The following is a 13,518-nucleotide window of genomic DNA, read 5'->3' as shown; positions in this document are numbered from 1 at the left end:
TTTATATATGCCATTGTAATTATATGAAAACGAAGTGTATAAATTTAATTTTTCTTCGTTAGTAATTAAACTCACGCCAATTGATAAATTTATAAATAATGAATTGTTTTAATCATATATGAAAATAGGTAATAAACATTTGTTACTGATGCTCTCTTTTACATGTGCCGGAATTGTGCATAGTAGCGCCCAGACAATTGGTGGCGACGTTCAAACAGATGGCAAAAGAGTAAACTCTATTACAACTGCTGTACCATTTTTATTAATTGGCCCTGATTCAAGATCTGGAGGAATGGGAGACGCAGGGGGTGCAACAGGAGCTGATGTGAGTTCAATGCATTGGAATCCGGCTAAGTATGCTTTTTGTAGTGATAAGGCTGGCGTAGGAATTGACTATAGTCCCTGGTTACGCTCATTAGGAATCCAGGATATTAATCTGGCTTATCTTTCCGGCTATTATAAAATTGATGACCGTCAAACCATTGCCTCTTCTTTTAGGTTTTTTTCGTTGGGAGAGCTTATTTTTACTGATAATACCGGTCAGCAATTTGGGCAATATAATCCAAGCGAATATTCATTTGATGCAGCCTATATTCGTAAGTTAAGTGATTTGTTTTCTTTAGCCATGGCTGCCCGATTTATTCATTCTAATCTTGGATCGGGAAATGTAAATGGTAATGACTTTAATCCGGGCAATGCATTTGCCTGTGATGTTGCTGTTTATTATAATAAGGATGTTTCACTTTTTAATACCGACGCAAATATTGCCTGGGGAGTTAATATTTCAAATATTGGCACTAAGATGCAATATGGAACAAAGAAAAATTTTTTACCCACCAATTTAAGAATTGCAGGTGCTTCTACTTTTAAATTTAATGAAGCAAACTCTTTATGTTTTACCATAGACTTGAATAAATTATTGGTTCCAACCAATCCTATTTATGATGACGAAGGAAATATCGTAGCTGGTGAAGACCCGGATAAAACAGTCCCAGGTGGAATCTTTGGGTCGTTTAGTGATGCTCCAGGAGGTTTTAAGGAAGAATTACAGGAAATTAACATCGCTACGGGTTTAGAATATTGGTTTAGCAATATGATCGCCTTACGAACCGGTTATTTCTATGAGAACCCCAATAAAGGTAATCGTCAATATGTGACTTTGGGAACAGGCATTAAATACGATGATATTTGTTTTGATTTTTCTTATTTGATTCCAGGTAAGCAAAATAATCCAATGGAAAAAACCTTAAGGTTTTCGCTGCTGTTTAATTTTGGACAAAAGAAATTATAACCGTTTTTTTGAAAAATAGGGCCCGTTTTATACAAAACGGGCTTTTTGTTTATTTTAAAAATTTAGGGCTGCCATTGTATGAGGTTAAAAAAAAGCCAACCGAGGAAAGTTGGCTTTGGGATACTGTTTAATTTCTTGTTTTTAATTAGGTAGATGCAAGAAATGTAACATTCAAAATCAATCTGTTTCAAATCTAGCTAGTTAATAAGTTTGATAGAGTATTTATTTTCACAAAATGACTTTTTTGTCATTTTGACCTTTTAAGGAGTTGATAATAAATTTATTATAAGCGTAATTTGCAGTTTTATATCTGAGTGTTAAAAAATGAACGTTTTATTTTAGTGTATCTTTACGTATGCTCAATACCGATTTTGATTATCTGGAAACGACGGACGCCAAGTTTAGGTTAAGAATTGCATTGGAAATAAAACGAGCCAGGGAGGTAAAACGACTTAGCCAAAAAGATTTCTATCAGCTGACTGGCATTAATATAGCCCGGGTGGAAACCGGCAAACAACATTTATCAGTTAAAACTCTCCGAACAATTTGTTATACTCTTGATATATCAATGGGTGGATTATTTAATTGTATCAGAATTTGAAAAAAAGAAGGAGGAAACACGTTTCCCCCTTCTTTTTTAGACTACGGCTCTAAAATTTACTTATAAAGTAGATCAAACTCGATAGTAACTTCATTGCCTGTTTTCAGAAACTCTAATAAAATGGTTGGTGGTTGAACCCCATAATCGAGCATTTTTATGTCCTTCTTCCCTTTTATTCTTATTGTGTTGTTGCTTATTTCAGCACTGGCTTTAACAGGCACCTCCTTTTTAATCCCATGTATGGTTACAAAAGCTATAGCATCAATATCGGCTTTATTTCCAACCATTGTTATTGATTTTACCTGCTTTAAAACAACGGTTAACTCCGGAAATTTCTCAGTCTCAAATGCTTTCCAAATTCGGCTATCCATTACATCATCGTAATACTCACCTTTTTCATCAATACTTCTTACAGATTTGGAAGCGATCTTTAAATTTAATACCTGTAATACCTTTAATGTGTTTTTATCGAGTGTTGCAGAAATGTCACCCGATTTATTATCACATTTGGCCGTCCAATCATGAACACTTGAGGTACCCTTGATTAACACTTTACTTTCATTTCCTGATAGATTAAGTTTTGTTTGGGCAAACAATGCTGAGATGTTTAGAGAGGCAAATAAAATAACTAATAGAAATTTACGCATTTTGTTATTGATTATTGATATACAAAAAAAAGCTTATAAATAATTATTAGTTACATGACATTCATCATAGTTAATTAAAGTGTCTGGTAAAATGGTTTAAATCAGTTGTAAAAAACAAAAAAACCGGCAGCTTCCCAGCATACCGGTTCATCCAATCCAATGTATATGAAGAAAAGTAAGTGTCTTTTTTGTCATACAAATATCAAATCTAAAGATTAGGTAAATGTTAAGTTTGTGTTATACTGCGGCAATCATTACGTGTTGTTAACAATTGCATATAAAATTCTTGCTTCGAAAGTAAATCTATCTAAGCCATAAAAGCAAAAAGCCGGCATAATGTTATCTGTAGGTTACTGCTTGTAAGGCTTAGCTACTGATATTTTTTATAGAGATTATTTAATATCATTTTTGTTGAATCAGTAACTATTGGACCTACATCTGATTGAATAAAATGGCGCTTAAATGCAATTAAAGCTGCATTGGAATCTCTTGTATCGTAACCAATTATTCTTAAGGCCTGGTTAACATTAAAATTTGCAGGAACACTATCCAATGGTTGAGTATACCATAAGCCAAATCCTTTATCAGCTAGGGTTTTCCATGGAAATAATTCACTCGGATCAGGTTTACGAGTTGGCGCAATATCGGCATGACCAATAAAATTGGCTGTTGGAATATTATAGGTTTTCTTTAGTTTGCCTAATAAAACCAACAGGCTATTTATTTGTGGTTGGGTAAAAGGCTCTTTTCCATTATTATCCAGTTCAATGCCTAATGAATTAGAATTGATATCGGTACAATTCCCCCAACGTGCATTACCAGCATGCCATGCCCTAAGATAATCATTCAACATGTGCACCACCTTACCGTCTTTACTAACCACGTAATGAGCACTTACCTGCGTTTTTGTAAGTGTAAAAGTTTTTAGGGTTTGCCCTAACGAGTCTTGAGCAGTATGATGTATAATTACAAAGTTTGGTTTACGTAAGTTAAAGTTTACGGTCGAGATCCATTCTGCTGCGGGAACAGAATCAAGCACATAAGGTTCGGTTTGCTTTATCGTTTTTACTAAGGTTTTAAGCTGCTGCTTATATATTTTTTTGCTGGCAGAATAAGGATTGGATGAACACGCTGCCAACAACAAAACACTTAACAATGGTATGGATTTAAACAGTTTTTGATTCATTATTAATTGAAAATTGGACGAAAGTTAAGATTTCCGTTGGATATAAAAACGGCCGGCTAATTAAGAGGCCGGCCGTTTTTGAATAGATAAAATTCTTACTGATTGATCAGGTCGAGAAACTGACTTACACGTTCCGAACTTTCCTCTTTCCCAATTAGGGCGGCAATATCAAATACCGCCGGACCAAATTTTCCACCAACCAGCATTATGCGGAATGGCAGCATAACATCGCCTATTTTTAATCCTTTGTCAGCTGCTAATGCTTTAAATTCATTCTCCAGATCCGTTGCATTCCATGATGGTAGTGCAGGAAAAGTAGAAACCAAGGACTTGAAAAACTCAGTTTTCTCATTTGTCCATTTTGGTTTTACTGCATCCATGTCAAACTCATGCGGACGACGGAAGAAGAAAGATGCTTGTTGCCAAAAATCTGTTAACAAAACGCAACGTTCTTTAATAAGGCCTATCACGCTATTAAGGTAATGCTCTTCTACTCCTGCAATACCATTATCATCTAAAATAGCGGTAAACGAACTACGGATCTTTTCAACAGGTGTTTTCTTAATCCATTCGGCGTTGTACCATTTAGCTTTTTCAAAATCGAATTTTGCTCCAGCCTTACTTACTCTTTCAATTGAGAACTTCTCGATCATTTCATCTAACGAAAAAACTTCCTGATCGGTTCCATCATTCCAACCCAACATTACCAATAAATTGATGAACGCTTCCGGCAGAAATCCTAATTCTCTGAAACCTTTAGTTAAATCGCCAGTTTTAGGGTCGGCCCAGTTCATTGCATAAACCGGAAAACCTAAGCGGTCGCCATCACGTTTGCTTAGTTTACCGTTCCCATCCGGTTTTAAGATCAGCGGTAAATGCGCCCATTGAGGCATATCGGCTTCCCAACCCAAATATTTCCAAAGTAAAATATGTACAGGAGCAGATGGCAGCCATTCTTCTCCGCGAAATGCATGAGAAATCTTCATTAAGTAATCGTCAACCACAACTGCCAAATGATAAGTTGGCATTCCATCGGCTTTTAATAAAACTTTATCATCAACCAAATTGGTGTCGAAACTTACTTCCGCCCTGATCATGTCATTAAAAGTAACGGTCTCATTTTCAGGCATTTTTACCCGCACCACATGTGGTACTCCCTGTTCGATCAGATCCTTAACTTCTTTTGGCGAAAGCGACAAAGAGTTTCTCATTTCTTTACGAAACTGGTGACCGTATTGAAAGTTAGGAATCGCTTCTCTTTTTGCATTGAGTTCTTCAGGAGTATCGAATGCATAATAAGCATAACCGTCTTTTACTAATTGTTCGGCATATTGGCGATACATTGGTTTACGCTCGCTTTGACGATATGGAGCAAATGGTCCACCCAACTGAGGACTTTCATCAGGATTTAATCCACACCATTTCAAACACTCAATAATATATTCTTCGGCGCCGGGCACATAACGAGTTTGATCGGTATCTTCTATACGCAATACAAACTCTCCATTATGATGCTTTGCGAATAAATAATTAAACAAAACAGTGCGTACACCACCAAGGTGCAAGCCTCCGGTCGGACTTGGAGCAAAACGAACTCTTACTTTAGTTGCCATAAAATTTTAGGGATGAAAGAATCAGTAAAAACCAACAGTGTGTTTTACTTTTAAATTCTAAATCGGTGCAAATATACCTTAAATTATCCTCAAGCCGTTTTATAACCAGGTAAATTTGCAAATGCGTAAAGCTAAAATTCTTCTTTTTAAGTGGTTGTTCATGTAGGTTTTGTAATTTGGCCCTAATGAGAATGGACGTATATAGCCAAAAAAGGCGCTGGAAACTCTTACTATTACTTTTTGCTTTATCAATTGGCGCAATGTCGCTGGTATATACTAATTATTTAGTTGGATCAATGGCCGTAAGTGAACGTCGCAATGCCGAATTGTGGGCATTAAGTACCAAACTAAAAATTGAAATGGAAGATGAGCATTTTCTCGATTTCCTAACAGAAATTCAGAATAAGTACACGCAAATACCGGCCATAATTGCCGATTCTCATGACAAGATCCTGGCCTATAAAGAACTCGACTCATTAAAAACCAACAACCCAAACGATAAAAGCAAGCATTATGATCCCGCCTATTTCCGAGAGCAACTAAAAATAATGAAGGAGCAACACACTCCAATCATTATCTCCATTGGAAGCGGTGATGAACTGTACGTATTTTATAAAGATTCGCAATTACTAACTTCATTAAAGTATTATCCTTATCGTCAGTTAACAGGTATTACTGTTTTCCTCATACTCGCTTACCTGGCCTTTAGCTCTTCCCGTCGTTCCGAACAAAACCAGGTGTGGGTGGGTATGGCCAAAGAAACCGCACATCAATTGGGAACACCCATTTCTTCGATTATGGCCTGGATCGAGATTTTAAAAGAAAAATATGGCGAGAAGGACGAGGAGTTGCTTGATGAAATGGAGAATGATGTTACACGGTTGCAGATCATCGCCGACCGTTTTTCTAAAATTGGTTCGGCTCCGGTTTTAGAAAAGCATAATGTTAAGGAGGTGGTTAGAAACTTTATCGATTATCTCGAAAAACGTATATCTAAGAAAATAAAATTTGAAGTGAAAGGCGAGCCGGTGAATGCCGAACTTAGCGTGCCTTTGTTTGAATGGGTTATTGAAAATCTCTGTAAAAACGCAGTAAATGCGATAGGAACCAGCGAAGGGAAAATCTCATTGAATGTCTCTCAGAATAAAACCCATGTTTATATTGATATAAGTGATACGGGAACTGGCATTCCCAAATCGAAATTCGAAACCGTTTTTCAGCCAGGTTATACTACCCGTAAGCGTGGTTGGGGGCTTGGTCTTTCATTAACCCGCCGTATTGTTGAAAATTATCATAAAGGACAAGTGTATGTTAAAGACTCCGAATTAGGTAAAGGAACAACATTCAGGGTAGTTTTAAATGCCGGTCATTAATACTGCAGGACCCCATTTATATGTATTTCTTATTTTTGCGAGCTACAGTTTAAAGTTACCGGTAAAATGGAGGACAAAAAGGAGTTTAAAATTGACAATATTGAAATGCTGCCAGAGATAGCCAATGCGCTTTTGTCTTTTGCAGGCAATAATAAGGTAGTTATTTTTAATGGGGATTTAGGGGCTGGTAAAACCACTTTTATCAAGGAAATATGCAGGGCACTTGGCGTTAACGAAGTTGTATCAAGTCCTACTTTTTCATTGGTCAATCAATATGATGGCGAACAATCAATGATCTATCACTTTGATTTTTATCGCCTGAAGAATGAAATGGAAGCTTTTGACATGGGTTACGAAGAGTATTTCTTTAGCGGAAATTATTGTTTTGTGGAGTGGCCGTCCAAAATCCCTAATTTGTTACCAGGGCAGTATACAGAAGTTATTATTGCAGAGGTTGATAATGGAAGCCGTCAGTTTCAATTTATCCAGCATAAAAAATAATTTAACCCTATTTTTTTGATGATAAATAGAAGAAAAGGGTATCGTTTGCCAAAACAACACTTACTCCTTTCATCTTCAATCTATTATTTTGCTATTTTTGACATTCAAGGCTAATTTATATTAAAGGAATAAATGAGTTCTACCATGCAGGGATTTAGTGAAGTTGCCAAACAGGCACTTATGCAACCGCAAGAGTCATTGCTGAAATTAAAGCAAAAGAAACAGGAATTGGTTATTGCGATCCCTCGCGAAACCTCCTTTCAGGAAAAGAGAATTGCAATTACTCCTTCTTCTGTAGAAGTATTAGTTAACAATGGGCATGATGTGCATGTAGAAGCCGGTGCCGGCGAAGGTGCACGCTTTTCTGATAAGAAATACAGCGAGGCCGGAGCAAAAATAATTTATGACCGTAAAGCGTTGTTTCAATCGGATGTGTTGATGAAAGTGGCCCCTCCTTCAATGGCTGAGATAGAGCTAATGAAGCCGGGACAAACTTTAATATCCGCATTAAACCTGTCGAGCCTTAAAGATGAGACTATCAAAGCCTTGGTAGCAAAGAAAGTGACTGCGCTTGGATATGAATATATGAAAGACGAGGACGGCAGTTTGATGGTGGTGCGTTCGATGAGTGAGATTGTTGGGAACACAGCCATATTAATTGCTGCCGAATATTTAAGTAACAGTAAACACGGCAAGGGAATGATGTTTGGTGGTGTTACCGGTATTCCTTCTACCGAAGTGGTGATTTTGGGAGCCGGAACTGTTGGTGAATTTGCCGCTCGTGCAGCCCTTTCGCTGGGGTGTGAGGTAAAAGTTTTCGATGATTCACTGTATCGCCTTCGTCGCTTGCAAGGAAATCTCACCCAACGCGTATTTACCTCTGTTATTCAGCCTAAAGTTTTATTGAAAGCCCTAAAAACATGCGATGTGGCCATTGGAGCAATAAGGGCAAAAAATGGTTCCGTGCCATGTGTGGTAAATGCCGAAATGGTGGGTCAAATGCCATCTGACTCAGTGATTATTGATGTAAGCATTGATCAGGGTGGTTGTTTCGAAACCTCACATGTAACCAACCACGATAGTCCGGTGTTTATGAAAAGTGATGTAATTCATTATTGTGTTCCTAACATAGCATCGAGAGTGGCCCGAACCGCCTCGTATGCCTTAACCAATATTTTCACTCCAATTTTGCTTGATCTTGGCGATCATGGCGGTATTAAAAACATGCTTTGGAGCCGAACCGGTGTTCGCCACGGGGTGTACATCTATCAAGGTCATTTAACCAATAAATACCTGGCAGAACAGTTTAATCTTCCATTTAAAGACCTTGATCTATTAGTAGCTGCACAAGTTTAAGCCTCGTGAGAAAAAGCCTATTCATTTTATTAATTGCCATATTACCCATTTTCTCAGTAAGCCAGGCTCAAAACATCCCGTTGAACAAATATGGCTTGAAGGTGGTTTCAACAGTTGCCTTGTATCAGCAACAGGTAAAAGAAGATTCGACAAAGGCATTAGTTGATATTAAACGAGCAATTCCTAACATTATTTTGGATATAAGGTATGCCACCAGCAATAACTTTATGCATGAAAAAATGTATAATGTGGCGGGTGCATTTACTCGATTGCCTGTTTTAAGGGCATTGCAAAATGTACAGCGTGAATTAAACACCAAAGGATTAGTGCTTAAAATTTTTGATGCCTACCGCACTTACACAGTAACTGTTTCCTTTTATGAAAAGCAAAAAGATTCCATTTTTGTGGCTCCTCCCTGGAAAGGTTCTCGTCATAACCGTGGATGCGCCATCGATTTAACTATCGTAAATCTTATAACTGGCAAAGAGTTAAAAATGCCAACAGCTTTTGACGATTTTAGCCCTAAAGCCAGCGCTGATTACCCCCACCTACCTCAGAAGGTGATTGAAAACAGACAATTGTTACGCGATGTAATGACCAAAAATGGTTTTAATGTTTATAAAGATGAGTGGTGGCACTTTGATTTTAACAACTGGAAAGCATTTGAGATAACCGATATCACCTTTGATGAATTACAAAGTCTGCAAGGTATAAACTAAGACGAAAGCCAACCGTTCAATATCCTCAGCAGTGTGAATGCTGTTGATAACCACCCTGGTTACCGGCTCGCTGTTTGGATTTGGATAGGGAAAGGATGAAACAATTATCTTTTGATCTAACAATCGGTTTTCTATGGTCTTATCATCAATAAAATAGATTGGCAATCCATCGGATTGAACAATAGCAGAAAGCGGCTTTATTAAAACACTGAATTGAGTTATGAGTTTGTTTAAGGCTTTTCGAGATGAATGATAAAGATCTGTTGATTGTAAAAAAGCATGTAAATAGGCAGGAACCGTTGGTGAGCTTCCTCCAAAAACACCATCCTTTCGTATTTTATTAATTCGATTTAGATTACCAGTAATAACACCAGCGGGTATACCAAATGCCTTTCCCATCGAAGCTACCATAATTCGCTCAATATTGGGCAGCACTGGCAAAAATGACCAGTGTCCTTCGCCATGCTCTCCAATTAAACCTAACGCATGAGAATCATCAATAACAATTATCAGGTTTAAGTCGTCAGGAAGCAATTGAAGCCATGTTAAATCATACCTTCTGGCATTTAAAATATCTATGGTATTGATGAAAATAACAGCTTCTGGAAATTTATGTGAATGCAGCTCCGAAAGCACGTGTGCCGTCCATTGCTCATAAGAATAATTTCTCGATTGATAGTTAAGGGGTTTTAATGCAGGGTGAATCCCCGGCGCAATGAATAAATGCGCATGATCTTCAAACTGCCGAAGTACCATTTGACCGGCCAGCATACCCGATGATACGGTAAGTGCACTTTCAGCACCGACCAATTTGGCAATTTCTGTTTCCGCAAGTTCGAAAACATCAATCGTCACATTCCCTAGTCTTGAACTGCCAAAGTTGCTTCCATAAAGTTGAAAGCCTTCAGCTAAATAATTTCTGAATTCGGTATTATAGGCTATTCCTAAATAAGAGGTACCGGCAAAAACCAAGTATTCCTCATTATTTAACCAGGCGGTTCGTCCCTTATGAGCCGATATGTTAAGTTTATTAAACATATTTCTCTAAAATAGTAATCTTCTTAATAAGAAAAGATTAACTTAATAGTTAAAGCATAACTATTATTTGTTATCGCTTACAAAACATAATACCTACTACCTATGCTTGTAAAAACTTTTGGCAGCGCCGTTTTCGGTGTTCAGGCCATTACTATTACCGTTGAAGTAAATGTTACTGCGGGAATCAAATATTTTATTGTGGGCCTGCCCGACAACGCCGTTAAAGAAAGTTACCAGCGAATTGAGGCCGCTATTAAGAATACTGATTTTCATTTGCCACGGATGAAGATTGTGGTAAACATGGCTCCTGCTGATATTCGAAAAGAAGGCTCAGCGTATGATCTGACCATTGCCACAGGCATTCTGGCTGCATCCGGGCAAATTATAAATGCTGAAACTGTTGGGCAGTATTTGATCATGGGCGAACTATCATTAGATGGTGGAGTCCAGCCTCTTAAAGGTGCGTTACCCATAGCTATTCAAGCTAAAAAGGAAGGCTTTAAAGGGATAATTTTACCCAAACAAAATGCACGCGAAGCTGCAATAGTTAGCGACCTGGATGTTTATGGGGTTGAAACCATAACAGAAGTAGTGGATCTGCTGAATGGAAACACCACGCTAACACCAGTTACAGTTAATACCCGTGAAGAGTTTTATAACAACATCAACAATTACGAATTTGATTTTTCTGATGTAAAAGGCCAGGAAAATATAAAGAGGGCGCTTGAAATTGCTGCGGCTGGTGGTCATAACCTGATTTTGATAGGCCCGCCCGGAGCCGGAAAAACGATGTTGGCTAAACGTTTGCCTACCATTCTGCCTCCCTTAAATCTGCATGAGGCCCTTGAAACAACAAAGATCCATTCTGTTGCAGGTAAGCTTAAAGCGTCTGATGCGCTGTTAACTATTCGCCCTTTTCGTTCACCTCACCATACGGTTTCGGATGTCGCCTTAGTTGGTGGAGGTGGCAACCCACAACCGGGCGAAATTTCTCTTGCACATAATGGTGTTTTATTTTTGGATGAACTTCCAGAGTTTAAACGAACGGTGCTCGAAGTAATGCGCCAACCGCTGGAAGAGCGAAGAGTCACAATCTCAAGAGCAAAAATTTCGGTTGATTACCCTGCGAGCTTTATGCTGGTGGCGTCTATGAATCCATGTCCCTGTGGTTTTTATAATCATCCTGAGAAAGAATGTGTTTGCGCTCCCGGTATTGTGCAAAAGTATTTAAGTAAGATATCGGGTCCTTTATTGGATCGGATTGATATTCATGTGGAAGTTACACCAGTCTCCTTCAAAGAGCTTTCAGGAGAACGCTTAACGGAAAAGAGTTCCATCATTCGCGAAAGGGTTATTGCAGCAAGAGATATTCAACAGCTTCGCTTCGAAGGAAAAAAAGAGGTGTATTGCAATGCGCAGATGAGTGCTAAGATGGTACGGGAAATATGCAAGATCAATGAGGCAGGGCAATTGCTGTTAAAAACAGCTATGGAACGACTTGGTTTATCGGCCCGTGCTTACGACCGTATTCTTAAAGTTTCACGTACCATTGCCGATTTAGCTAAATCTGATACAATAGAGGTCGAGCACTTAGCCGAAGCAATTCATTTCAGAAGTTTAGATCGGGATGGTTGGGCGGGGTGATTTATAGCAGAATGTTAGTTTGATTAGACATCGGTTAAAATGAACTTGCAAAACACAAAGGTTTTGAGTCGTATTATCACCTTAAACAAGAAGGTGTGTACATTGGGAAGTTATTAATAAAAATTACATAGAGAAGGCCTATTAAAATGGGAGCGCTTATAGTATATAAAATGCGATTTGAAACCCTGCCTTTCAATAGGTTAATCAGTGAGACTCCACATAAAAGAGAAACCAATAGCTTCCCCTTTGGTGCGTCAGTATGGAAAACCTGTACTATGAAAAATATAAAAAGTCCTACATAAAAAACATCAAAAAATTCAAATTTCCTCATTTTGTTGTAAATCTTAGGGGCAATTTAATTGAATTATTGCCATTGTCAAGATCATAAAGGTGGTTTTAAAGAATATTAAATAGGTATTATTTATCCAGCGTTAAATTAAATAATTATTAGGAGAGTGGATTTCAAGAAGATTATAGATTTGAGCCTTATCTGAACTTTAAACTAATGTTAACTTTTCGTATTAGCTGACAACGAAATATACACTAACAGTTTTTTTGAAGTTAATTTTTGACAAAAGATTCATGAATCTACCTTCATTTTCGTAACAAAAATAATAAGAACCTCTATTGTATACTTTCTTAACTTAGAACCTTCAACCAATGCTATCATCATGAAAAAAACTCTTCTTTCACTGCTGGTAGTTGCCGCAGTGGCAATTACTGGTTCAGGTGTTAAGGCTCAAGGTATTAAAATGCCTGCACCGAGTCCAACTCAAACAATTAAACAAGATTTTGCTCTTTCTTCAATTGAGCTTACGTATTCACGTCCGGGCGTTAAAGGACGTAAAATTTTCGGCGATTTAGTTCCTTATGATAAATTATGGAGAACAGGTGCTAATGCTGCCACCAAAATCACTTTTGGCGAGGATGTGAAAGTTAATGGAGTTGCTGTGCCTGCAGGAGAATATGTTTTATACACTATTCCTTCGGCAACAGGCGACTGGGAAGTAATTTTGAATAAAGGGTTAAAAAACTGGGGAATTGATGGCTATAAAAAAGAAGAAGATGTTGCTCGCTTTAAAGCAACAGCCCGCACATTGCCTTTCAGTCTCGAAACCTTCACAATGACTATCGATAATGTAAAACCAAATTCGGCTGAGGTAGATTTGCTATGGGATAATCTTCAGGTGTTTTTTACTGTTACTGCCGATATTGATAATAAAATCATAGCCTCAATTGATGAAGCCATGAAAGGGGATAAAAAACCTTATTTTCAGGCTGCAGCTTATTATTATGAGACCGGTCGTGATTTGAAACAGGCGCTTTCCTGGTCAGACGAAGCGATTAAGACTCAACCTGATGCATTTTGGGTAATGCACCTTAAGGCTAAGATCCAATATAAACTGAAAGATTATAAAGGAGCTATTGCCACTGCTGAACAGTCAAAAGCAGTTGCTGCTAAGGCCAATAACAACGACTACGTTGCTTTAAATGATAAATTAATCGCTGATGCGAAAAGCGGAAAATAAATTAATCGCTTATAAAAAAA

Annotated in this window: 12 protein-coding genes; 8 read left to right on the top strand and 4 right to left on the bottom strand. The window is 37.8% G+C overall.

The features are described from left to right. The first annotated feature begins 148 nt into the window (after positions 1–148). Both porV and C3K47_RS00850 read left to right on the top strand, forming a co-directional pair. Positions 149–1,291, top strand: a complete 1,143-nt coding sequence (porV, locus tag C3K47_RS00855; RefSeq protein ID WP_243392472.1) for a type IX secretion system outer membrane channel protein PorV — start codon at positions 149–151, stop codon at positions 1,289–1,291. A gap of 355 nt (positions 1,292–1,646) precedes the next feature. Next, positions 1,647–1,892, top strand: coding sequence for a helix-turn-helix domain-containing protein (locus tag C3K47_RS00850; protein ID WP_103787181.1), 246 nt, complete (start codon positions 1,647–1,649; stop codon positions 1,890–1,892). A 56-nt stretch (positions 1,893–1,948) separates the two neighbouring features. Here the strand turns inward: C3K47_RS00850 and C3K47_RS00845 are convergent, their stop codons facing one another. From C3K47_RS00845 to gltX, 3 genes are all read right to left on the bottom strand, one after another. After that, a complete protein-coding gene (locus tag C3K47_RS00845; RefSeq protein ID WP_103787180.1) occupies positions 1,949–2,539 on the bottom strand; it encodes a YceI family protein in 591 nt (196 codons plus the stop codon). A 370-nt stretch (positions 2,540–2,909) separates the two neighbouring features. Next, a complete protein-coding gene (locus C3K47_RS00840) occupies positions 2,910–3,725 on the bottom strand; it encodes an N-acetylmuramoyl-L-alanine amidase (RefSeq protein WP_103787179.1) in 816 nt (271 codons plus the stop codon). Positions 3,726–3,820: 95 nt separating this feature from the next. Continuing rightward, positions 3,821–5,338: a glutamate--tRNA ligase gene (gltX, locus tag C3K47_RS00835; protein ID WP_103787178.1), complete on the bottom strand. Its 1,518-nt coding sequence runs from the start codon at positions 5,336–5,338 to the stop codon at positions 3,821–3,823. Between the two features lie 191 nt (positions 5,339–5,529). Between gltX and C3K47_RS00830 the strand changes: the two genes are divergently transcribed. The 4 genes from C3K47_RS00830 to C3K47_RS00815 all read left to right on the top strand — a co-directional run bounded on the left by C3K47_RS00830 (position 5,530) and on the right by C3K47_RS00815 (position 9,287). After that, positions 5,530–6,711: a sensor histidine kinase gene (locus C3K47_RS00830; protein ID WP_103787177.1), complete on the top strand. Its 1,182-nt coding sequence runs from the start codon at positions 5,530–5,532 to the stop codon at positions 6,709–6,711. 66 nt (positions 6,712–6,777) lie between these two features. Beyond that, a complete protein-coding gene (tsaE, locus tag C3K47_RS00825) occupies positions 6,778–7,212 on the top strand; it encodes a tRNA (adenosine(37)-N6)-threonylcarbamoyltransferase complex ATPase subunit type 1 TsaE (RefSeq protein ID WP_103787176.1) in 435 nt (144 codons plus the stop codon). A gap of 132 nt (positions 7,213–7,344) precedes the next feature. Beyond that, positions 7,345–8,568: an alanine dehydrogenase gene (locus tag C3K47_RS00820; protein ID WP_243392471.1), complete on the top strand. Its 1,224-nt coding sequence runs from the start codon at positions 7,345–7,347 to the stop codon at positions 8,566–8,568. Positions 8,569–8,573: 5 nt separating this feature from the next. Next, a complete protein-coding gene (locus C3K47_RS00815) occupies positions 8,574–9,287 on the top strand; it encodes a M15 family metallopeptidase (RefSeq protein WP_243392470.1) in 714 nt (237 codons plus the stop codon). Here C3K47_RS00815 and C3K47_RS00810 read toward each other — a convergent pair. Further along, positions 9,261–10,325: an aminotransferase class I/II-fold pyridoxal phosphate-dependent enzyme gene (locus tag C3K47_RS00810; protein WP_103787175.1), complete on the bottom strand. Its 1,065-nt coding sequence runs from the start codon at positions 10,323–10,325 to the stop codon at positions 9,261–9,263. The two genes, C3K47_RS00815 and C3K47_RS00810, sit on opposite strands and share 27 nt — an antisense overlap. Before the next feature lie 102 nt (positions 10,326–10,427). On the opposite strand from C3K47_RS00810, the gene C3K47_RS00805 reads away from it, so the two are divergent. Continuing rightward, the gene (locus C3K47_RS00805) at positions 10,428–11,969 is read left to right on the top strand and encodes a YifB family Mg chelatase-like AAA ATPase (RefSeq protein ID WP_103787174.1); all 1,542 of its coding nucleotides are present in this window, start codon (positions 10,428–10,430) and stop codon (positions 11,967–11,969) included. 671 nt (positions 11,970–12,640) lie between these two features. Beyond that, positions 12,641–13,498, top strand: a complete 858-nt coding sequence (locus C3K47_RS00800) for a DUF2911 domain-containing protein (RefSeq protein WP_103787173.1) — start codon at positions 12,641–12,643, stop codon at positions 13,496–13,498. Positions 13,499–13,518: the final 20 nt, after the last annotated feature.

The organism is Solitalea longa (assembly GCF_002920915.1).
GTDB classification, from domain to species: Bacteria; Bacteroidota; Bacteroidia; order Sphingobacteriales; family Sphingobacteriaceae; genus Solitalea; species Solitalea longa.
The sequence above is the reverse complement of the archived record's forward strand: the minus strand, read 5'-3'. Positions and strand labels throughout refer to the sequence as shown.